We start from the raw sequence: 21,595 nt of genomic DNA, 5'->3' as shown, positions 1-21,595 counted from the left end.
GGAGTTGACCTATATGTGACTGCAAAGTGGCCAACAAATTGTGATTCCGGTCAAAATTTGTACCCCCCGACCAGAATAATTAAAGATCGAATTGGTCAAGTGAGTCAATCAGCTTGTCCAACGTGTCTTTCGGCTTGGTTTGGGCCTCGGCCTGCCGCTTGCTCAGTTGGTCATCGATGCCGACAGCGTTGCGACCTGCTAGCAATAGTTGCTCGTCCCGTTCGCGCGCTGCGGTGGCGATGGGATCGTCGCCGGTTGCGGGAGCACCAAACAGGACCGACAGGTCGATCTTGAAACCCTCTTCGCCCTCGATCTCGGCACCGGCGATCGCCGGCGCTTTGTGCTGTGGAAAGATGATTGCATTTTCGGGACACACTCGGCTGCATGCCGGGCACCCTTTGCGGCAATTGTCGGGCTGTTCGACCAGGATGTTCTCGCCGTGGTCGACGCCGTAGACGCCGAACAAGCAAAAGTCGACACACTCCATGCAGTTGGTGCAGCGGCTGAAATCGATCACCGGGTACCAGCGCCGCGAAGTCGCTTCGTCCACCTGGACGATCTTGCCACCGATGATCGGCAGCGAAGTATCAGCCGGCGATGGCTCGTGTCCGATGATGCGCTGCACTTCGGTGATGAACGCGGTCGGGTCGTTGCCGACTTTCAGGTCGATGCAGTGGATCTGGCGATCCGGACGCGGATGCAAATCGGTGACCCGGTCCACCACAGGCGTGTCGTCCTGGTCGGTTTCAGGCGTCGCTTCGACATCGGAATCTTCGTCATCATCGGGGGCGCCCAGCTGCACTTCGCCGAACTGGCCGCGGATACCGTTCCGGTCCAGCACCCAGTGGGCGGCCCGTCCATAGATCCATGACACGACGACCAGGTCGCCTTCGATGTCCGAAAGCTTCTGGAACGATTCGCTTGATTTCGGCAGGTCGTATAGGTGAGGAATCACCAACACGTCCACGCTTTCGATCTTGCCGACGGCGTCCGCGATCGCTTGTTCGAGTCCACGTTTTTCCGGATTCCGCGATTGGCCTCGCGAAATGACGATGGTGTGGGTAGCGGATCGAGTGGCAGAGATCATGTTGTCGCTAGCGAATGCAGAAGGGGTCGCGTTTGGTCATCTCGCCGGCCTCACCACGCCAGCGGTTTTTGCCACGCTTCTTTGGCATCGCCGGTCGTCACGTTCAGCACGGTGTCGGATCCTCGCGACACGATGACGTCACTGCAGTCCTGGATTGTACCTAGACGGGCAACCGGAACGTTGTCGGACTTCATCGACTTTTCGAAATCATCCGCCGCATCGGCAGGCACTTCGACCAAGAATCGCGTGTTGGATTCGCTGAACAGAGCTTCGGTGGTGCTGATTCCGCCGCCACAGAGCGATTCGATGTCGATCGACATGCCCAGCATTCCGGCCATCGCCATTTCGGTCGCAGCGACCGCCAAACCACCCTCGCTGAGGTCGTGACAGGCACGGACCTGGCCCGACATGATCGCGCGGTGCATGGCGACAAAGGTGGTTTTGGCCAAAATCGCGTCCACCATCGGAACTTGACCGCCGGTCAATTCTCGCACCAACGATAGGTGCGATCCGCCTAGTTCGGACTTGGTTTCGCCGACCTGGAACACGACATTGCCGACCTCTTTGGCGTCCATGGTGACGGCCTTGGAAACATCATCGATTTGCCCCATCGCGCTGATCAACAGGCTGGGGGGGATCGAAATCGTTTGTTTGGTTCCGTCACCATCCATGAAACTGAACTCGTTGTTCAGGCTGTCTTTGCCACTGACAAATGGTGTGCCCAGGGTGATCGCCATGTCTTGGCAAGCGATCGCAGCACGGACTAGCGAACCCAACGTTTCGGCTCGGTCGGTATAGCCCCAGCAGAAGTTATCCAGGATCGCAATCTTTTCCGGATTGGCACCGACCGCGACCGCGTTCCGCATCGCTTCGTCGATTGCCGATGCCGCCATGTGATAGGTATCAAAATCGCCGTAGTGGGGGTTCATGCCACAGGAAATCACCAAACCACGGCGGGATTCGATCAACGGCCGAATCACGGCCGCGTCACCCGGTCCATCGCACTGTGGGCCGACCAATGGTTTGACCACGCTGCCGCCTTGGACTTCATGATCGTATTGGCGGATGACCCATTCTTTGCTGGCCACGTTCAGGCTGCCCATGATCGACAACAGTGCGTCGCGATGGTCGTCAGCCGACATCTCAGGCAGGTCGATCGTCGTCACTTCGGGCGGGTTGTAAACCGCATCGCGGATGATCGGTGGACGTCCGTCATGCAGGAACTGCATGGATACGTCGCCGACCGTGTGGCCTTGATAGGTCAGGTGCAATCGGCCGGTCGGGACGAAGCGTCCTAGGACTGCAGCCTCGACGCCTTCGCTTTCGCACAGCTGACGAAGTTCGTCCCATTTCTCTTGTGGAACCGCAAACACCATGCGTTCCTGAGCTTCCGAGATCCAGATTTCGGTGTACGTCAAACCGTCGTATTTCAGCGGGGCCTTGTCCAGCCACACTTCGGCGCCCAAGTGTTCGCCCATCTCGCCGACGGCGCTGCTGAATCCACCGGCACCACAGTCGGTCACGGCATTGAATAGGCCTCGGTCACGGGCCTGCAGCAGTACGTCTAGCACCATCTTTTCGGTGATCGCGTTGCCGATCTGGACCGCACCACCGGATAGCGATTCCGATTCGCTGGTCAGTTCCGCGGAACTGAACGTGGCGCCGTGGATGCCATCACGCCCGGTGCGCCCGCCGATAGCGACAATCAGGTCGTCGGGTTTGACCTCTTTCTCTTCCATGCCCACCGGAATCATGCCGACGTTGCCACAGTACACCAACGGGTTGCCGAGGTACCGTTTGTCAAAGTAAACCGCGCCGTTGACCGTCGGGATTCCCATCCGGTTGCCGTAGTCACGGACGCCTGAAACGACGCCCTTCATCACGCGGCGAGGGTGCAGGATGCCGGGCGGCAGCGAATCGACAGGCGTTTCCGGCGGTGCAAAGCAAAACACGTCGGTGTTGCAAACCGGTTTGGCACCCAACCCGGTGCCCATCGGATCGCGGATCACCCCGCCGATGCCCGTGTTGGCACCGCCGTAGGGTTCCAGAGCCGACGGGTGGTTGTGGGTTTCCACTTTGAAACAGACATGGAAATCATCATCAAACGTGACCACGCCGGCGTTGTCCTTGAACACGCTGACGCACCAGTCGTTTTCGCCCAGCGTTTTTCGGATCGTCTGCGTCGCTGCAAAGATGGTTTCCTTCAGCATGTTTTCATACTGACGCTCGTCGGCCATCGGCAACCCGGCCTCGTTGGGACCCCGATAGTGAATCCGGCCGGCCAATGTTTTGTGGCTGCAGTGTTCCGACCAAGTCTGGGCAACCGATTCCAATTCGATGTCGGTCGGGTCGCGTCCCAGGGTGTTGAAGTGAGCGCGGATGGTCTGCATTTCGACCAACGTCAGATACAGTTGGCCATCCTTGGATAGCTTTTCCAGTCCGGCGTCATCCAATTCGCGAATCGGCACGGTCAGCAATTGAAAATCGTTCGGCGCACCGACATCCAATTGGTCCATTTCCAGTGGTCCGACCACAAACTGTTCGATCGCGTCGTTGGACAATGCCCGCCGGCAAATCGTGTCCAGCGACGATTCGTCGACGTTCCCGATCCAGTATTTCCGCATGGTGCGAACCGCTTCGACGGAAAAGCCCGCGTCCTTGGCCGCACCCAATGTGCTGGCCGCGACCGGATCCATCACGCCTGGTTTGGGCAGCACGTTGACCTGAACCGTTTGGTCGCCGGGCGGTTCGTTCAGCAGGTCTTGCCCAGCGATGGCGACCACCGGGTACTCGGTAATCGAGTCGGATAACAGAGTCTCGGCCAATCGTACCGCTTCGGCTTGGTCCAAATTGCCCTGCACCAGGAACCCCCGTGCCATCGCGATCGAGACCGATTCGCCCAGACCTAGTTCTGCGATCTCTTCGCTGGTGCGGATCGCTTCACGATCGACTTGGTTGTCGGCCGGATAAATGTCAATTTGCCAAAGCGGCATGGGGGAGACCCTTTGATGAGGGAGAATGTAATTCGTTCGTTGTCCGCGCCGCCGGATCATCGGCGGCGGTAAAATTCATCGCTGGTAGACGTCGTTCGTTACCGGCGGTCTTCTTTGATTCGTTTGGCTTCGTCCAACCACTGCGTCAGTCCGGCGTCGTCTGCCGCGCCGATCGTTTCCCGCAGCCGGTCCAGCTCGTCACGCAGCCGATCCAGTTCGCTCAGCACCGCCGCTCGGTTTTCGTGGCAAATCGCCGTCCACATCTCTGGATCGCCCGCCGCCACTCGCGTGATATCCGACCAACCCGATCCGACCAACGATCGAGCCTCGGGGGGGACCATGCGAGCAACCAATGCGGACACCAAGTGTGGCACGTGGCTGACCGCTGCCAAGTGGGCGTCGTGCTCATCAGCGGTCATTGTGATGGTCTGGCCGCCCACCAATTTCCAGAATCGATCGGCCTTTTCGCGGATCGCATCACCGGCCGAATCGCCGGGGGTCAGCACGATCACTTTTTGGTCGAAAAGCCCGGCCTGGGCGTATCGAGCACCCGATTTCTCGCTGCCGGCAATCGGGTGGGCCGCCACAAATTTCCTTCTCGCGATCGGATCCGACTCGACCGCCGCCACGATCCCGGCCTTGGTGCTGCCGACGTCCGTGATCAATGTATCGGCCGCTGTTGCCGCCGCTGCGGTGACCGCCATCGCCGCGATTCGGTCCACCGGCGTCGCTACCACGACCACATCACACCCCGCGCAGGCCTGTTCCACCGAATCGGTCGCCACGTCGATCAACCCGCGTTGGACCGCATCGGCAAGCCGGTCCAATCCACGTGAATAGCCGACAAACACCGTGTCGGGCAAGGTTCGGCGAATCGACATCGCCACGCTTCCACCCAGCAATCCAACACCCAGAATCGCGACTCGGCGAGGCCACAGATCGGTCGCGGTGTCGTTCATCAATGTGCCAGTTTTCACTACCGCGAATCGAAAAGGCCCGATTCTAGGTCCCACAGCGGCATTCGAGAAGAAGCCGCCAGCACAGATCAGGGGAAATCAAGCAGCAGGGCCCCGCAGGCTAACCACGCGCTGATCGTTTAACCGCGTGGGCATCGCCCCGTGCGCCGCTACGGACGCACGGCCCGCTGGGCACGCGGCTAAACGAGTGAAACCGGCTCATTCCTGCCACGCGCTGATCGTTTAGCCGCGTGGGCATCGCCCCGTGCGCCGCTACGAGAAAACCCGGAAATGCATCATATCTCGCCCACCTATCGGGCCAGTCGCTGTTTCAGCTCTCTGGCGGCAGCGGCCGGATCCGCCGCGTCACGTACCGCGCCGGTCACCGCGATGCGGCGAAAGCCAGCTTCGATGACCTGATCCAAGTTGGACGCTTCGATGCCCCCGATCGCGAAAGCCGGGTACCGGTCGGCCCCCAGGCTCCACTTGCTGACTTCCCGCAGCAGATCCGTCCCGACGTAGTCGTCGAACGACTTGGTGCGTCCAGAAAACACGGGGCCGCACCCGATGTAGTCCGCACCGCTGGATCGTGCTTCGCGCGCCTGTTGGATCGAATGGGTCGAAAGGCCGATCAGCCGATTGGGCCCCAGAATCCGCCTAGCCACCGATACCGGCAGCTCGTCCTGGCCCACATGGACGCCGTCGGCACCGGCCGCCAGCGCGATATCCGCACGATCGTTGACGATGAACAATCCGCCGACCTGAGCCGCGATCTGGGTTCCTTGCATGGCTCGTGCGATCAGCGTTCGATCGTCCACCTTGTGGTCTCGCAACTGCACAACGTCGGCGCCGCCTTGATACAGCTCGGTGACCGTTGCCTGAAAAGTAGGTTCATCCGGACCCGCGTCGGTCAATACGTATAGAAGCGACGTCATCAACCGCTCGCGCCGCCGTTGGGCGGGCATCCGCAGTTCCAGTTGGCTGGCCGCGGTGTAGCACCGATAGCGATTGCGTTCGATCTCGGTCGCCATCACCGGGTCGATCATTTTGCCGTATTCCTCGATCACCCGCAGCGACTGAGCCGTCCGGGATGCGGCCGCCGCCACCACGTCGCTGGCCGTCGCCCGATGGTACTCCGACGCCTCGCCGATCAAGGTGCCGACGTCGCCGGGAGTGTCACGCGCCGACAACCGCAGTTCCCTGGGCAACCGCTCGATCGCCGCCGTGACCGCGTGGCGAATCGACTTCAATTGCCCCGATAAATCGCCATCGTTCAAGCCGAACCTCGCAAACTCTTCCATCGTCCGCAGCCCCTCCAGGGCTCGATTGGCCGACGCATCCAGAATACGATAAGTGGCTCGCAAAGATTCGTCAGTCATAGAATATCGAGGTGGTCTGAGATGTCAGTATTGAAAAGTGTTATGTTGGTGCTCGTGTTCGCCTGTCTCACTTCGGCGGTGACGGCACAGGATGCAGCCACCAAGACGCCAGCGAAGAAGCCCGTCGTTGCGAAGATGCGATCTGAATACCAGCCACCGAAGGTCGACGACAGTCTGCCTCATGTGCTGCTGATCGGCGACTCGATCTCCATAGGCTACATGCTGGATGCCCGCAAGGAATTAGCGGGGGTCGCGAACGTTTGGCGACCTGCCACCAATTGTGGGCCGACGACTCGCGGTTTGACATCACTGGATGCTTGGTTGGGCGATCGGAAATGGGACGTCATCCATTTTAACTTCGGTCTTCATGATCTGAAGTACGTGGGTCCCAAGGGTGGTAATCTGGCAGATCCCAAGGCCGCCGACAGCGCCCCGCAGGTTTCGATCGAAGACTACGCGACCAATCTGCGTCAGATCGCCCGCCAGCTGAAGGCCACCGGGGCGACCGTCATTTGGCGAGAAACCACGCCGGTTCCCGAGGGAGCCAAGGGTCGGATTCCTGGCGATTCGAAACGCTACAACGATGTGGCCGCGAAAGTGATCGCCGAAGTCGGCGGGATCGAAACCGATCCGATGTATGACGTTGCCCTGCAGCATAAAAACCTGCAACGAAAAGCCGATGTCCACTACACCGCCGAAGGTTCCGCACTGCTGGGCAAGCAGGTCGCCAAGACCGTCCGCGCCGCACTCGAATCGCGAGCAAAATGAAACCGCTCCTACTTCTAAGAACGCAGCCCACCGTTCAGACTGTCGGATCGGCCAGCGGTCCGCACCCAGAGGCGTGGTTCAAGTCCCGCGGCGTCCCCGCTTAGAATGGTCAAGTTCGTCGCTTCACCGCGACAACGCCCCGGTAGCTCAGCTGGACAGAGCAGCTCATTCCTGGCGCGTCGTTCAAGTTACTAGGTTGCCCCTTACAATAGTGAAGTTCGTCGCTTAACCGCGACAAAGCCCCGGTAGCTCAGCTGGACAGAGCACCTCATTCCTAACGAGGTGGTCGGAGGTTCGAATCCTCTTCGGGGTATTGCGTCAGGCCAGTGCAAAGTGCGCTGGCCTGCTCTTTGCGCTCGCGGTAGATTGAAACCGTCGGAAGTCATGAACCGGCAGCTACCCTGGCCAGCGGCAGTCAACCCGTGGGTGCCGATGGTCAGGGCGGCATCCAATCACCACGGGGAAAAGAAGATGAAGAGCGCAACCATATCGCCGTTCAGCGACGGACCAGCCAAGCGATCCGCCGAGTTCGCGACGGACCTGCACCAATCAATCACTGCGGGCCTAGCCGAGGCTGCTGAATCCGCCCAAGAGCGAGACATTCAACAGCGACTCGATCGGCAAAGGCAGGAAGACTGGGAGCGAGCGGCAGCGGATCGCCGCCGAGTCATCGCCGAGACGTTTCGCTACCGGTTGGACTTCGCAGCGGGTGAGGCGAGTCACCAACACCATTCGGTCGATCAAGTCTCCGCCATCAAGCGAGAGGCGAATACCAGAATGGTTATCGCAGCGGTCAAGGCGGAACTGGGCGACTACGCCATGGAACCGAAGGACGCAGCCAAGCGAATCATCACTCATTTGACCGAGAAGACTGGATTGCCGAGGCAGAATGTCGTGGCTCTGACCGTCGACGAAGCCATTGAACAACTGACAGCGACACCTGATCCAGCTGACAGTGCAGCCGTAGGCGGGGATAAGCCAAAGCGAAGGAACAATGTGTGGATCGAAACGGCTAGGGCTCTACTGACGCAGAATCCAAATATGTCCGACGCAAAAATCGCGATTGCCGTTCGCAAAGACAGGTCCGTCTTAAGCCGGAGCAAGAAGTGGAAGGCGATCCGAGAAGAGTTCGAGTGCGGCGAACACCGCCGTGTCGGAATGGAACAGGTCCACGATGCGGATCTGCATTTCCGACGCAAAACGCAACAGAGTTGAAAAAACACCAGAAAAACTTTCTAGCCCGCAAAACGCGGGCTTTTTTTATGTAGTTGCGGTGCGTGTTGCGTTTTCAAAACGCAACAAAACGCAACACGAGGACGGGCTTCCAGTGAGTTCTACATTCCCTGGAGCAACCCGATGGCAACCATTTCACGACGCGACATGAGGATGCGAGAGATCGCCGACGTCCTCGCCTGCATCTGCTCGATGATGCACGCCGCAGATGACGGCGACCGAGACGAAGTAGCAAGATCGCATGATGAGCTACATGGGCATGGAATCGAGGTTCGGTTCCTCATGCCCCCGTCGCCGACCAAGAGATCGAGGCGTCGATCGTGATCCGTCCAGCGACCACCAAGGCCGCTCCGCCCGATTTCACTCTGAGAGAGTCGACGAATCCAGGCGGGCATATCGCCGAAGCAAACGTGAATGCGTTCGCAGCAGCAGCGGCAGCCGTCCTGATCGCTGCAAAGAAGCAACGGCGTCTGCGTGAAGAAATGCAGGCCGAGACCATTCCGGCAACGTCGGACAAGTAGCCAAACCAACAACGCAAAAACGGGAGATTTTGCGCCGCCTCAAAGCCGATGGCGGCATCCACAACACCAGAACGAAGCACCTAAGCATGACCACGACACTAGCAGCCATTACTGATCTGACCGCCGCTGCCCAGCGGATCAACGCTGCCCACGATGCAGCAATTGCCTCCGCAACCGAGGCGATCAAGCACGCTCGGGATGCCGGCGCTACCCTGAACGCGGTCAAGGAACGACTGCCACACGGCGAATTTTCGGAGTGGGTATCGAAGAACTGTCACTTCGTCGAACGCACCGCTCGACGCTACATGTCCATCGATCGCAATTGGAACTCCATCGAGCCAAAACGGACACGCGCGTCCGTTTTGACGATCCGACAAGCGGAGCGACTGATTGCCGCTCCCTACTACCGTGGCGATCTGATCCAGCATCCAGCTGTTGAACTGGTGTGGCCCGCAATCGATGAGTTTTGGACGGCTGTGATTCGTCAGGAAGTTACTGCCGCCATCCGAAGCGGGGACGGCATCTACTGCATGGGGCCGGATCACATCCTCGCTGGGCGCGTCACGCGGCCTCAGGCATGGCTGCGGTACCAAATCGCGATGGAGCTAGACGCGGCCATCCTGATCGATTGGTCGCGTGAGTACGACGCTGATCGTCAAACGCTCGATGGTCCCGACGCGGAAACGTGGGTCTGGGTCGCTGCACTATCCGCCGCACGAGACGCGATGACCGACGACGAGTATCAGGAGCGTCTCAAAATCGCCCGTGATCACCTTGGCCACGAAGAAGCCGAGTTGGCGATCGTCGCGCTGGGGCAGATGGTCAAGCGGACTGTCTACGCGGCCTAGGGCTAGCGCCAGAGTTGCTAGCGGTCCCGATCGATCGGATACCGCAAAGCCTAAGGCAGCGTGCCAGAAGCAAGAAAACTAAATGGGTCGCGGTGGCCAGGGAAATAAGTCCCCTCACAGGCCACTGGCCACCGCGATCACCAAAGCCAACCGAAGTATCCCGATGAACGACCCCAAAAGCAAGACTCACGCGTGCCTACGCACCTACGAGATAGGTCAGCATGATTGGCGAGTGCCCATCCATACCGACTTCGCCGACTGGCTGGGCGACAATGTGCGGAACATCCACGCGAAGAACGAACTTGCCATTGGCTTTCGAACCTGGTTGAAATCCGGTGAGTTTTCGATCAACCAGAAGCGGCTGACGGCCACATCCAGCAGCAACTCTAGAGCGGCGACAGCGAGTGCGATTCGGTCCTGTCCGATGATCAAACAGGTAGCTCCGGCAGAGCGTCAACGGTCGGCTGCCGTCCACAAATTCGTCGGTTTGCGCGGTGTAGAAATCGGGGCACCAGATAGTGCCACTCTCCCCTGTCTTCCCGCCCTCTACCTGCCTCCCTCACTACGGACTATCCATCTGATCGATGGTGGCTGGCTTCACAATCGCGCAGTGCATTGGGCCGATTGGTGCGAGGCTAATCAATACGATCTGCCGACTGACTATCTAGGCAGGACCTCAATGGGGCGATCGGTCTTTGAATCGCTCTCGAAAATCGAATTTCCTCGATCGAGCGGCTGGCTAACGACGCTGTCTGGTGATCGCAGCCACGAAAGCCGACTGAGCCCGCGCGAACACGGGTACATGTACCAGCGCCGGTGCGTCGTCAGCGGCGTTATTCGTAAGGTTCGCGTTCTGGCTGGCCGCTGCTACCACTCGTTGACGCAGTGCCCCCGTGAGCTACGCCGACTGCTCAGGATCGGCGGTGAGCGATTGGCCGAAGCTGACGTGGCGGCATCGTACTTCACCTTTTTGGCGGGACAGCTCCCGGAATCAGCCGAAAAACGGCGTCTGGTGTCCTTGCTGCAATCGGGCCAGTGGTACGAGTGGCTAGCCGATGCGACTCAGATGCCGATGGACACCTCAGCCGATCGCGACTCCGTGAAGGTGGAAGCGCAGCGGCAGCTGCTGTTCGGAATCGATTGGCGGGTTTGCGCCCGACCGATGTGGAAATCATTCTCCAAAACCTTTCCGAAGCTGGCGGCTCTGATCAACCGCCTCCGCAAAAGCGAGAAGGGGCCAAGCGGTCTGTCGCACTTCCTCAGCCGCTTGGAAGGTCAGACGATGAATCGGGCGTACGGATCCCTCGTCGGGCGTGGCGTGGCATGCCTGCCCCTGCACGATGGCATCCTCGTTGGCGAGTCGTCGGTCGAGATGGCTGCCGGCCTAATCCGTGAAGTCGGCGCGGAGCTTCTCGGGTTCGAGTCGTTGGTTCGCGCGAAGTAAATCCAACGACCGACAGACGTGACCTAACTTCAACCCCTCCCTTGCATGAACTTTTCGATGAACGCGAACCAAATCGAGATCCCCACAAGACCGAACCTCCAGCGCTTCTTCGATATCGCTCTCATTGAATACGCCATGGAGGAGAAGACACCCAACGACATGCCTCTTAAAGAACTCCTCGATGAGATCCACTATCGAAGCGCAGACTACATCTCGATGGCCACGATCTACGGCCCCATGGGTTGGCCGATGTCGAGCCTCGAATGCTTCGATGGCCCCAAGGGAGAAAACGTCTTCGACATCGTTGCCGATGCAGCCAATCAGTGGCGCATGGTTCGGCGCCAGCGCACGCAGAACGTGGGGCAATTCATGGACGCATGGTTTGCCGACTCCGATCACGCCAAGCCAGCGTTCCGCATCGTCGATATGCGCCAGGTCTGCGACGGTCTGAAACCATTCGCCGTCTGGGACGTCCTTCACGATCGATTCCTGACGATCGGAGGTCATCAGGTGTGGGACGGCAGTGACGAGTTCCTCGACGGCACAGGAGACGCCCTGAGCCGCCCTGACGCGGAATACGACCGCGAGGCCACGCTCGACATCATGGAGGCTGTAGCGCGGCTGCTGCCTGATTGGACGATGGGCGATTGAGGTAGGTATTTCGTCTGATCGGTCCTCGAAGTGCCAACTTGGCACTTCGAGTGAAACACGGGGAAAAACGCATATTCCGCAACGTGTCTGACGGCGAGATGGCGATCCTTCGGGGGCGGATTTTCAACGACAGAAAGCAGGACGCAAAAGCGAATTTAATTCCAAACGCCCGCTCGAACCCTCAACCTGAGGGTTCGAGTGAAACACGGGAAAAAACGCAAAAACCGAAATCGACAGCCGAGGCCGTCGCGAAAGAACTTGGCGTCTCGCGAGCGGTGAAATCAGATCCGGCTGGCACGCTTGCTGACCGGGTGGTCGCTCTGACTTCCAATTGATGGATCCGTTGATACGTTCGGCGAGATACTCACTCGCCAACCTCTGAACTGGATCAAAACCTGATGCGACCAGACGACTCGCCCGAACGAATGCCAGCTGACCAACTTCGGTCTAAATTCATCCGACTCACGGAAGCTGCGGCTCGCGTTGTTCGCGCACACGAAGAGGGCACGCTCGCCCCTCAAGACGACTCCGTGTCGATCCAGCGGCTGAGAGACGCGCTTACTGGTGAGCGTCCCGAGGCATCGTCAGAAAGTCAAACGGTAGAGCGCGCGTTCGAGTACAAATGCCGGGTCTGCGGGGAGACCCATCACGGCCCAGTTGGTTCGTTCTCCTTGTCTGATGGGCAGGTGGTCCTGATGACCGTTCTGGACTCGGGCGTGTGCCATCGGCCCGGCGCCGCCGTTTCAAAGGAGTCATTCCACAACTGCCAAGACGGCTCCTTGGGAGTCTCAGACATCATCGGAGTCGTCGAGGCCAAATAGTCGCAACGAGAGGCGATCGTTGACCGTGACCTGCCTGCCGTCTTTCATTTGCGAATGGCAAAGAAAAAAGCAAAACGTAAGCGATCTAGACAGCCCCGCAGTCGTGCGTGCGAGCAGTTGTCGCCTCCAGGCTGGATCTGCTGCTTGAGGCCCATCACAGGCCATCCTGGCTATTTTTGCGACATCACCGGGGGCATCTGGTCTCGCAGATCGCGCACTTCAAAAAAGCCGTTCGGGAGACTGCGTCGTTGTGCCGACGCAAACTCGTGCCGGTTTTTCGACGGTAAGGTTCGCAGTGGTGAGTCACGTGCACGCGTCATTGTCAAAACTTTCCGGGGCGAGCTACCAGACGGCGTTGTCATTGTTCATCGGGACGGGGACAAGACGAACTGCGCGGTCGGCAATTTGGGTCTAGTCACGCACAGCACACACGCTCGGGTTTACCGGAGGGGCATCCGTGGCGAGCAATCAACCAACGCTAAACTTACCGATGCGGACGTAGAGTTCATTCGGTCGAGCGAAAAGACAAATGGCGACATCGCGAATCGACTCGGAGTGTCCAACGAGTGCGTGGGGGCTGTTCGGCTAGGGAAGTCATGGATGCCCGCGCCCATGGCCCACGCCGACGCCCAAGCGTATGACGACGGCAGTGGCGTGACGGTTCAGTCGGGGCCCCTTCGTCACGCAATCAATACTGTTCGCACCGCCGTTCAGCGGTCTAAGTTTGTGCAGATCGCGTGCATCGGTGGAACTTTTACGGTCAGCGCCAGCGACGATGCCCGTGTCGCGGTTATCGCAGTTCCGGTTCAGACGTCCAGTCGGGATTTCACCGCGATGATCAGCTCTCGCGATCGCGAAAAAGTCATTGCATCGTCCTTGGGTATCACCACAAGCATCACGGCCAACCAAGAGGAAGTGATCTTTAGAAGCGGCGCTGCGATTCACACTGCCCCTTGGATCTCGGCAACTCCTCACCGGCTCGGCGTCATCGATTCTGCTTTGGTTGATGCGACGGCCAAGGCATCCATCCCTAAGAAGGATCTGCTATTGGCGGTTCGTCAGTCGCGTCCACTCACGCCTTACGAAGCAAATGCTTGCCATTTGCAGTTCTCCAGCGGGTGTGCAGTGCTGTCAGCGGGGCACCCCAGGACCGGGTTTTCGCAGATGGCACTTGATGTCGGCTATGTCGGTCGAGCGTTCGGTATGTACTTAGACCTGCGTCATGTTCGTCAGGCCGCAATGGCGGAGTCAGGTGACCGAGTGGAGATCTGGCTTGAGCCTACCGGGCGCCGACCGGGCGTGGTCATGACGACCAGCGGGTGCCGGATCCTGTTACCGGTGTGCACATCCCCGCCTGTTGGCTTCACGTCGGCGATGGAAATGATGATCTGACCACGGATTCCGATTGACGGGCCGATTCGGATCGGTAATGATTCGGGTGTCGATCAACGTCTGCAACACGTTGATTGACCGCGTTCACCAGATGAATCTGGCGCTCGCGAACGGGAGACCGATAATTTGTCTCACCATCTAGGGCTCTTCCCATGTTGCTGTCTTCCGCAAGTCCGGTCACTGCCGACCCATCCACGCTGAACTTCTCGCGATTCCAGTTGGAACTCCTGATCTCTCGCGTCGACGACATAGCCAAGTCAGATGATTCAGCTGGCCCGCCCGCCGTCCTGCCAGACAACGTTTGCTATCGCATGCTGGTCAGGGACATCTCGACATTCATGGTCCAGTTGACCCCGCAATTGTTCGTGGACGCAAACACGTCGCCTCGCGTTTCGAGAGTGATTGGATTTGTCGGCGATCAGGTTGAGCTGCGTTACATCGGCACGATCAACCAGATGATTGCGACAGAGCTGGCCGAGGTCGTCCAGCGGTTTGGGGCGGATACCGGTGACGCATTCGATCAGTCGATCGAGAGCATTCTGATTTGGATGCTTGAGCGTTTCGGCCAAGAAGCCGAGTAAGCCTGACCGCCAATCGCCGCCCCTCACCGGGAGTGACTACGGGGGCGGTGCGTGGGTGCCTTTCTGCAACGGCTGGCACCATGAGTCCCGCGACGATACAGCGGGCTTTTTTGCTTCGGAGACATGGGAAGCAGCCCCGAAACGGGCCGAAACGACGCGCCCCCCGATTTCGCAATAAACCGAAAACGGCGTTTTCAAATACGTAGATCCCCGTGTTTTACGTGTTATTTCTCTGCGCGATAATATTTCTCTGAGAAATAGAAACCTGGGGGGCGCCCCCCGAGTATTGAGCGCCCCCCGATCTCGACCGTCCGGCAGTAGGGCTAAACCCGGGGGGCGCCCCCCAGGTTTTCAGGGGTTCCCCCGGGGTGTCGGCTGCAACACATCTTCGCCGCATCCATTGCGAATGGATCTGCCCCGCCCCGACCATCAGTGACAAGTTGATGGGTTTCATTCGGGGAGAGTGCTTTGGATTCGTTTGCAGCCGTCTTTGAGACGCCGGCCAAGAAGATCATCAACGCGATTCAGCGTGACGTGGGATCGGCAAATCTGAGTCCCCTTTGGGGGCACGACACTGGGCGGGTGATCTTCCAGAAGTTCGAGCAGCACGACCTGGGGATCATCTGCAGATTCGAGATCGAGACGACTCGTGAACGCATCGCGGGGACTGGTCGATTCTCGTTCTGGCGGTGGTTGGATCGTCTGACCAAGATCGACGCCACCGGTATGCCGACGCCCGTGATCGACTTGGCCAGGGAACGCGAAGACGGGGAAACGATTGAACGATCCCACCGAGGTGTGATTCGACCGACCAAGAACCAAGTCGACCTTTCCGACTTCGGTGCGTTTGCGGTCCCTGGATCCAACCGGAGGCGGGTACCGGTATGGCGTTCCGACTGCGTTTCCGATCGACCAGAGGACGCGGGTGAGATCCCAGACAAACTGCGTCGGGAGATCATCGCGCTAGCCGACGACGGTGTTCAACAGCCGTTGATCGCAAAGCGGTTGGGCGTTGAAGGGACGATCGTGGTCGATGTCATTCGGCACCGCGCCAGTTGCTAGTGGCCCCATATGCGTCGGATACTTCGGGCACTGATGTATATCCCGTTCGCAAAACGAGCACGACTGAATGCCAGCGCTCCCAGGCAAGCACACCACGGACGCCGAACTAAAGCGGCTTCACCATTTCTTTGAGCAGGGATTGGGCCTCGCTCAGATTAGCCAACGCGTCCACATTTCAAAAACGACGATCAAACGTCACCGAACCGAGTGGCAGCAGGCGAAACGAGCGGCGAATGAAGCCGAGCAGACGGACAGCAACCAAGAGAACCAAGCATGACAGCCACTATCGCACGCTTCATCTTCCCCCATCGATCCGGCGAAACCGGGCTGACGGTCTCGCTGTTTGATGCTGGGGGCGATGCCGAGCTAAACGGTGCTGGCGACGCCCTGACCGAGACGGCGCAGGCCAACGGCGTGTTCGAAGCGACCATCACCGAAGCCATCGAGGGCGATTGCCGATACACGGTCGACGATGGCGCAACCATCATCGAGCATGGCACCATCGTCCTGGCTGATACCGTTGGCCCGTTCATCGCTGATGACGTCGTGGCTCGAATCGAACGATCAGGCGGAATGGTCGACGGTGTGCGGTCAGTGCTAGCGGGGATCACCCGATTGAGTTCGTGGATGCGGGCCATTGCCCGGGGCGACACCGCAGACGCTGTTGCGATGAGCGAACTCAACACCGGTGGCGGATCCTACGATCCCGAACTGTCGAGCCTAGAGGCATCATCGGGCGTTACCAGTGGAGTCCGACGCAAACTGACCATCGAAGCGACAACCGACGGAACATCGGGGGTAGGCGGCGTAGCGTTCCAACTGGCAGGCACTTCCCTGAAAGCGTTCACCAACGAGAACGGTGAGGCGGAGTTCCACCTTGCGGACGGAAGTCACACCTTCATCGTCACCCCACCCGGTCTCTACATCACAGAGGCAACGGTCACGATCGAGATCGACGGGGAAGACAAGACGTACAGCGTCAGCCTGCTACTGCCGGTGATCAGCGAACCAACCGATCCAACGATGGCAGCGGTTCACTGTTACTTCAAGACGCCCGACGGCAAGCCAGTAGTCAACGGAACGGTCATCGCTCGACTACCGAACCACTACGCGGGACTGAACGGCGCCCTCTACACGTCGACGCGGCTGGAGTCGGAGACGGACGAGGACGGCTACGCACTGCTAGAGCTGGTGCCGAACGACCGAATGTACGGCGAGCCGATTGAGCAACAGCAGAAACCGTGGCCCGGGATGTACACGGTCGAGTGCTGGAGCGAAGGAGACCTCGTGTGGCGACGCACAGACGTCATCGTTGAGCCTGGCGCTCAGATGCTGAGGTAGACCGATGGGCCGTAGGTACTACCTGGAGATCGCACTACTGAGACCATCAGCGGGAACAGGCAGGAAAACTCATTAACGAAGCGCTACAGGTTCAGGGGGTAGGGGAAATCGTGGAAAAGGAAACCATGTCCAGAGCCGATTGCGTTCTCGCTGCGAAAGCCGCGAACGAGCGATGGCCGATCACGGAAGAGTATCGAGAAGCGACCATCAAGAAATTGTTCCTGATTGTGCTTGATCCAAACTCCACGAATCGCGAACTGATCTCAGCATCAAAGGCGCTGGCCGCGTTCGACAAGATCAACCTCGACCAGAAGCCCAAGGTGTCCCAACGGGTCAATCTGAATCTGAACTTGTCGGAGCGGAAAGACGAATTGCGAAAGCGGATCGAATCTCTCACGTTGGACGCAGATGACTGACCGGGCGCAGTTGCTCGCACTGCTCGATGAGGTCGAGGAACACGACGATCTCGCACTCCTTGAAAGCCGCATCGCCCAGATTGAGGCCGGGACCGGGCTGGTAGTGTCACGCGCCGACAAGATGCGTGCCGCCTCATCGAATGCCCAGAAGGCAGCCACCCGATGTAGCCAGGATATTGGTCTACCGCCTGACGGGTTGGCCGATCCAGAGCGTCGTAGGCAGTCTGACGAATCGCTGCTGTTCCACCTGAAGACGTACCACCGCGAAACATTCCGATGTGAGTTCTCACCAGACCACGTTCGGATTATCGGGCAGATTCAACGGACCATCGAGGATGGAGGTTGCAAGGCGATTGCGTTGATGAGAAGCGGCGGAAAGTCGTCGATTCTAGTACGCGCTATCATCTGGGCGGTACTGACCCGACGCCGTCGATTCGTTTCGATGTTCTCTGCTACGGCAGATGAAGCGAAGAAGCAGATGACGAACTTGAGGAAAGTGCTTCTGACGAACCCGATGATTCAAGCTGATTACGCGCATGAGCTGCATGCTTTGATATCACTAGGCGGGCGTTCGACACTCGCAGAAGGCCAGCACGTCAATGGAAAGAAAACAAATGTTGTGTGGCAAAAAGGGATGATCGCCAGCGGGCACGTCGATGGCGTTCTCACCAATGAGTTCGTGATCACGTGCGGATCGCTATTGGGCGGAATGCGCGGGCAGCAGTATCTGGCGACAACCGGTGAAACGATACGACCGGACCTAGTTTTGGTTGACGATCCGCAAACCCGAGCCAGCGCAGCAAGCAAAAACGCAACGAAGAAACGCCTCGACATCGTGAACGGAGACTGCCTGAAACTGGCAGGTGGCGAAAGGAAGGTCGCGGCGTTTGCTGCGGTGACGATCATCAGGCGCGGAGACCTCGCCGACCAAATGGTAGATCGATCGAAGTCGCGGCACTGGCGAGGCGAAAAGATTCCGGCCATCAAGACGTTCCCTTCTAACACCGGCCTCTGGAACGAATTCGAAGAGCTGTACGGGTTTGAACTAGATGCCGATCTGCCGCACGATAAATCGACCAAGTTCGTAGCCGAAAATTTCAAGGCAATGCACGAGGACGCCGAACTGTTCTGGACCGACAATTTCGATAGGTCGCTATTTCAGTCGGCGCTCCACGGATTGATGGTGCAAAAGCTAGATGACGCCGATTCCTTCAATGCAGAGTTTCAGCTATCGCCAACGGTGGCGGGCGGTGACGAGAGCCAGCTGTTCGTACTAGATGCCGAAGCGATTGCTCGACGGGTCTCGCCGTTCAAACGGCGGGAAGTCCCCGAAGGATGCGAGATTCTGACCGCGTTCATTGACGTTCAAAACGAGTTTTTGCCATACGTCGTGATGGCTTTCACGATGACAGGGCGCGGATACGTCATCGACTACGGCGCTTTTCCAGACCAAATGACCCCGTATTTCACAAAGCAATCATTGACCAAAACTCTGACCGACGAATTTGGTGAGATTTCAATTGCCGACCGAGTTGCGATGGGGCTTGATGAGTTGGTCAATGACTTGATGACGCAAGAATACTATTGCGGTGACCGGGTGTACTCGATCGATAAGGCCGGCATCGACGTCGGATGGAAACTTGTCTCGCACGAAGTTCGCAGGATCTGTCGAGAATCGGTGCACCGCGCCCGACTGCATCCCCAGCAGGGCAAAGCGTACAACGCGAAATCTCAGCACTGGCAGCGGATCAAGGGCGGCAAGACACGAAAGACTCGTGGCTTGAATTGTGCGTTCTACAACCCACCCAAGGGACAACGCGGGAATCAGGAGCTACTCATCGACACGAACTTCTGGAAGACCTCGTTCGCGGAAAGCCTATCTATTCCCGAGTCATCCAATCGCGCCGTTGTTCTCTACAACGACACACCTTCCAGTCATCTGATGTTTGGCGAGAGCTGCGTTTCGGAAAAGCCAATCCAGAAGAAGGATGCGGACGGCAATCAATTTATTGCATGGGAGGCCGTCAATTCTGGCCAAATCGAAAACGACTACTGGGACGGGGCCGTGGGCTGCATGGCTCTAGCTTCGACCCTTGGCGTTTTCGAAAAGAACTCACCGAAAGCAACCGCTTCGAAAGGTTCGAAGAAGAGATCTTACGGCGCAAGCCCACTAAACATCGGATGAAAAAATGACGCAGAAAAACCCCGGCCCCACCGTGGACATCACAGCGGCGAAATCCCGTTGCCCCAAATGCCTCTCGATCAAACGCGAGCGGTACTCAAACGTAACGACCCATGACATTAGCGGTATTTCACCGGATGGTCAGGAATACGATCAAATCACCTGGCGTCGTACGAAGTGCAAGAGTTGCGGTCAGAGCCGAGTCGATCGCGAGCTTCGATTGGTGCCCACACTGAGCGATTCGACGTCGATCGAAACCGCAGACACTGAGCCGGATTCTTTTTTCTGAGCCTGTCGAGTCATAGCTTCCCGGCATGACTCAGCCACAAAACCAATCGTCTGCGGCTCAATACGAGCTGCGTATTCGTATCGAGGAAATCGATCGGACCATCGACGCGGGTGTTACATCCGTGACGGTCGATGGGACGACGACAAAAATCGACATCCAGGCCCTCAAGGACCAACGCCGGTATCTCCAGCAGCAGTTGGCCGCTGGATCCGGTCGACGCCCATTGTTCACCCGAATCAAAACATCGGGGGCGTAACCGATGGGAATGATCCGATCAACAATTGATCGCGCCAAGAGCGCCTTCACCTACGAGGCTCTGACCCCACGCGGTCGACGCAAGAGGGTTTCCAGCATCGTCACGCGTGAGGACAAGCACGTTCGGGGCAATAAGCACCGGGCGTTGCAGGCCAACGCGAGCGATTTGGTTCGCAACATGAGCGTCTGCGCTTGGGCGGTCAGGAAGCATCTCGACTACGTGTCTTGCTTCACGTTCAACATGAAGACGGCCAACGTCGAACTGAACACGGAAATCGAACGGCTGATGGCGATTGACGCACGTCCGTCTCGTTGCGACATCGCTGGTAAGTTCGGTCGTGAGAAGATGTTCCGCATTGCCGAGGCGCGTCGCGTTGTCGATGGCGACACGGCTCTTGTGATGCTCAACGATGGTCGTCTCCAGGGAATCTCGGCGGACCTGATCCGCGATCCTGACAAGGTGCTGCCGGGCGAAGACTGGATCAATGGCGTTCTCGTAACTGGATTCGGTAGACGACTCGCCTTTGGCGTGCATCAGCGGCATGGCTACTCGGGACGTAAATACGACCGACGAATCAACGCCACCAACGTCATCCACTATGGCTTTTTCTCAGATCGATTCGCTGCGGATCAGGTTCGGGGAATTTCGCCGTTGGTCGCTGCGTTGGATCCGCTGCGTGATTTGAAGGAATCAATTCAGCTAGCGCAGGCCCGCGCGAAGGTCGCCCAGATTTTCGCCATGGCAATCACCCGGGACGCACCAGAAACAATTGGCGATCCCGACGACGAAGATCCAACCAACTACGCGGTCGACTTCGACGACCCCCAGCTTCTAGATCTCGCTCCTGGAGACGATGCCAAGTTTTTGGACTCCCGAACGCCCTCGACTGAGTTCCAGGCGTTTTCGGTGCTGGTCATTCAGCTCGCGCTGACGGCACTCGATATCCCTTTCAGCATGTTCGACGGCTCTCGATCGACATTCTACGGGGGCCGCGCCGAGTGGCTTCAGTATTTGAGTTCGTGCCAAGACAAGCGTGCTGACCAAATCGAAATGCGGCGAGTCTACACCGTCTGGAAGCTACGCCAGTGGATTCGCGATGGGCGTCTGGTGTTACCGATCGGCACGACGATCAGCGACCTCGATTTCGAGTGGATTGCAGCGAATAAAACCCCGTGGTTTGACCAATCTAAAGAGGCCCGTGGTCACGTCGCCGCCATCAAGGCTGGATTGGACACGCCGCAGCGAATCGCCGCTGAGAAAGGCGGGGTCTACGAAGAGAACATCGACGCCATCGCCAAGGCATCCGAATACGCGAAGAGCAAAGGCGTGGCAGTCGACTTCGCGCCCATCATCGAACCCAAAAACCAAGGTTAAA

The 21,595-nt window shown here is 58.4% G+C and carries 20 protein-coding genes, 1 tRNA gene and 1 pseudogene; 18 read left to right on the top strand and 4 right to left on the bottom strand.

The window, feature by feature from the left end; all coding sequences use genetic code 11:
• Positions 1 to 79 precede the first annotated feature (79 nt).
• From K227x_RS28860 to K227x_RS28845, 4 genes are all read right to left on the bottom strand, one after another.
• A complete protein-coding gene (locus K227x_RS28860) occupies positions 80 to 1,087 on the bottom strand; it encodes an ATP-binding protein (protein ID WP_145176300.1) in 1,008 nt (335 codons plus the stop codon).
• A 50-nt stretch (positions 1,088 to 1,137) separates the two neighbouring features.
• A complete protein-coding gene (gene purL / locus K227x_RS28855) occupies positions 1,138 to 4,080 on the bottom strand; it encodes a phosphoribosylformylglycinamidine synthase subunit PurL (RefSeq protein ID WP_145176297.1) in 2,943 nt (980 codons plus the stop codon).
• Positions 4,081 to 4,178: 98 nt separating this feature from the next.
• The gene (locus K227x_RS28850) at positions 4,179 to 5,057 is read right to left on the bottom strand and encodes a prephenate dehydrogenase (RefSeq protein ID WP_145176294.1); all 879 of its coding nucleotides are present in this window, start codon (positions 5,055 to 5,057) and stop codon (positions 4,179 to 4,181) included.
• 290 nt (positions 5,058 to 5,347) lie between these two features.
• Entirely contained in the window at positions 5,348 to 6,415 is a 1,068-nt protein-coding gene (locus K227x_RS28845) for a thiamine phosphate synthase (protein ID WP_145176291.1), read from the bottom strand.
• Positions 6,416 to 6,436: 21 nt separating this feature from the next.
• Here K227x_RS28845 and K227x_RS28840 point away from each other — a divergent pair, with 21 nt between their 5' ends.
• The 18 genes and pseudogenes from K227x_RS28840 to K227x_RS28760 all read left to right on the top strand — a co-directional run bounded on the left by K227x_RS28840 (position 6,437) and on the right by K227x_RS28760 (position 21,594).
• Complete coding sequence (locus tag K227x_RS28840; protein ID WP_246146364.1) at positions 6,437 to 7,183, top strand: SGNH/GDSL hydrolase family protein; 747 nt, start codon at positions 6,437 to 6,439, stop codon at positions 7,181 to 7,183.
• Positions 7,184 to 7,422: 239 nt separating this feature from the next.
• Positions 7,423 to 7,496: transfer RNA gene (locus K227x_RS28835), tRNA-Arg, on the top strand.
• A 158-nt stretch (positions 7,497 to 7,654) separates the two neighbouring features.
• Positions 7,655 to 8,398: a hypothetical protein gene (locus K227x_RS28830; protein ID WP_145176288.1), complete on the top strand. Its 744-nt coding sequence runs from the start codon at positions 7,655 to 7,657 to the stop codon at positions 8,396 to 8,398.
• A gap of 338 nt (positions 8,399 to 8,736) precedes the next feature.
• A complete protein-coding gene (locus K227x_RS28825; protein WP_145176285.1) occupies positions 8,737 to 8,937 on the top strand; it encodes a hypothetical protein in 201 nt (66 codons plus the stop codon).
• Positions 8,938 to 9,023: 86 nt separating this feature from the next.
• Positions 9,024 to 9,785, top strand: a complete 762-nt coding sequence (locus K227x_RS28820) for a DUF3102 domain-containing protein (RefSeq protein ID WP_145176282.1) — start codon at positions 9,024 to 9,026, stop codon at positions 9,783 to 9,785.
• A 163-nt stretch (positions 9,786 to 9,948) separates the two neighbouring features.
• Positions 9,949 to 11,229, top strand: a complete 1,281-nt coding sequence (locus tag K227x_RS28815) for a hypothetical protein (protein ID WP_145176279.1) — start codon at positions 9,949 to 9,951, stop codon at positions 11,227 to 11,229.
• 57 nt (positions 11,230 to 11,286) lie between these two features.
• Positions 11,287 to 11,880: a hypothetical protein gene (locus K227x_RS28810; RefSeq protein ID WP_145176276.1), complete on the top strand. Its 594-nt coding sequence runs from the start codon at positions 11,287 to 11,289 to the stop codon at positions 11,878 to 11,880.
• A gap of 38 nt (positions 11,881 to 11,918) precedes the next feature.
• Positions 11,919 to 12,215 (top strand): hypothetical protein, encoded by a 297-nt coding sequence (locus K227x_RS28805; RefSeq protein ID WP_145176273.1) that lies wholly within the window; start codon positions 11,919 to 11,921, stop codon positions 12,213 to 12,215.
• Positions 12,216 to 12,755: 540 nt separating this feature from the next.
• Positions 12,756 to 13,127 (top strand): annotated as a pseudogene (locus K227x_RS31675) (HNH endonuclease signature motif containing protein); the annotation flags it as partial.
• A 174-nt stretch (positions 13,128 to 13,301) separates the two neighbouring features.
• Positions 13,302 to 14,093: a hypothetical protein gene (locus tag K227x_RS31340; RefSeq protein ID WP_246146363.1), complete on the top strand. Its 792-nt coding sequence runs from the start codon at positions 13,302 to 13,304 to the stop codon at positions 14,091 to 14,093.
• A gap of 152 nt (positions 14,094 to 14,245) precedes the next feature.
• Entirely contained in the window at positions 14,246 to 14,674 is a 429-nt protein-coding gene (locus K227x_RS28795; protein ID WP_145176267.1) for a hypothetical protein, read from the top strand.
• A 468-nt stretch (positions 14,675 to 15,142) separates the two neighbouring features.
• Positions 15,143 to 15,736 (top strand): hypothetical protein, encoded by a 594-nt coding sequence (locus K227x_RS28790; RefSeq protein ID WP_145176264.1) that lies wholly within the window; start codon positions 15,143 to 15,145, stop codon positions 15,734 to 15,736.
• A gap of 67 nt (positions 15,737 to 15,803) precedes the next feature.
• Entirely contained in the window at positions 15,804 to 16,013 is a 210-nt protein-coding gene (locus K227x_RS28785; protein WP_145176261.1) for a hypothetical protein, read from the top strand.
• Positions 16,010 to 17,077, top strand: a complete 1,068-nt coding sequence (locus K227x_RS28780; protein ID WP_145176258.1) for a hypothetical protein — start codon at positions 16,010 to 16,012, stop codon at positions 17,075 to 17,077. Before K227x_RS28785 ends, K227x_RS28780 begins: the two co-directional genes overlap by 4 nt.
• A gap of 125 nt (positions 17,078 to 17,202) precedes the next feature.
• Positions 17,203 to 17,493: a hypothetical protein gene (locus K227x_RS28775; protein ID WP_145176255.1), complete on the top strand. Its 291-nt coding sequence runs from the start codon at positions 17,203 to 17,205 to the stop codon at positions 17,491 to 17,493.
• 514 nt (positions 17,494 to 18,007) lie between these two features.
• The gene (locus tag K227x_RS28770) at positions 18,008 to 19,678 is read left to right on the top strand and encodes a terminase gpA endonuclease subunit (RefSeq protein ID WP_218933625.1); all 1,671 of its coding nucleotides are present in this window, start codon (positions 18,008 to 18,010) and stop codon (positions 19,676 to 19,678) included.
• Between the two features lie 311 nt (positions 19,679 to 19,989).
• Complete coding sequence (locus K227x_RS28765) at positions 19,990 to 20,220, top strand: hypothetical protein (protein WP_145176250.1); 231 nt, start codon at positions 19,990 to 19,992, stop codon at positions 20,218 to 20,220.
• 9 nt (positions 20,221 to 20,229) lie between these two features.
• Entirely contained in the window at positions 20,230 to 21,594 is a 1,365-nt protein-coding gene (locus K227x_RS28760; RefSeq protein ID WP_218933624.1) for a phage portal protein, read from the top strand.
• Position 21,595 lies beyond the last annotated feature (1 nt).

This window comes from Rubripirellula lacrimiformis, assembly GCF_007741535.1.
Taxonomy (GTDB): Bacteria; Planctomycetota; Planctomycetia; order Pirellulales; family Pirellulaceae; genus Rubripirellula; species Rubripirellula lacrimiformis.
This window is presented reverse-complemented; position numbering and strand designations above follow the sequence as displayed.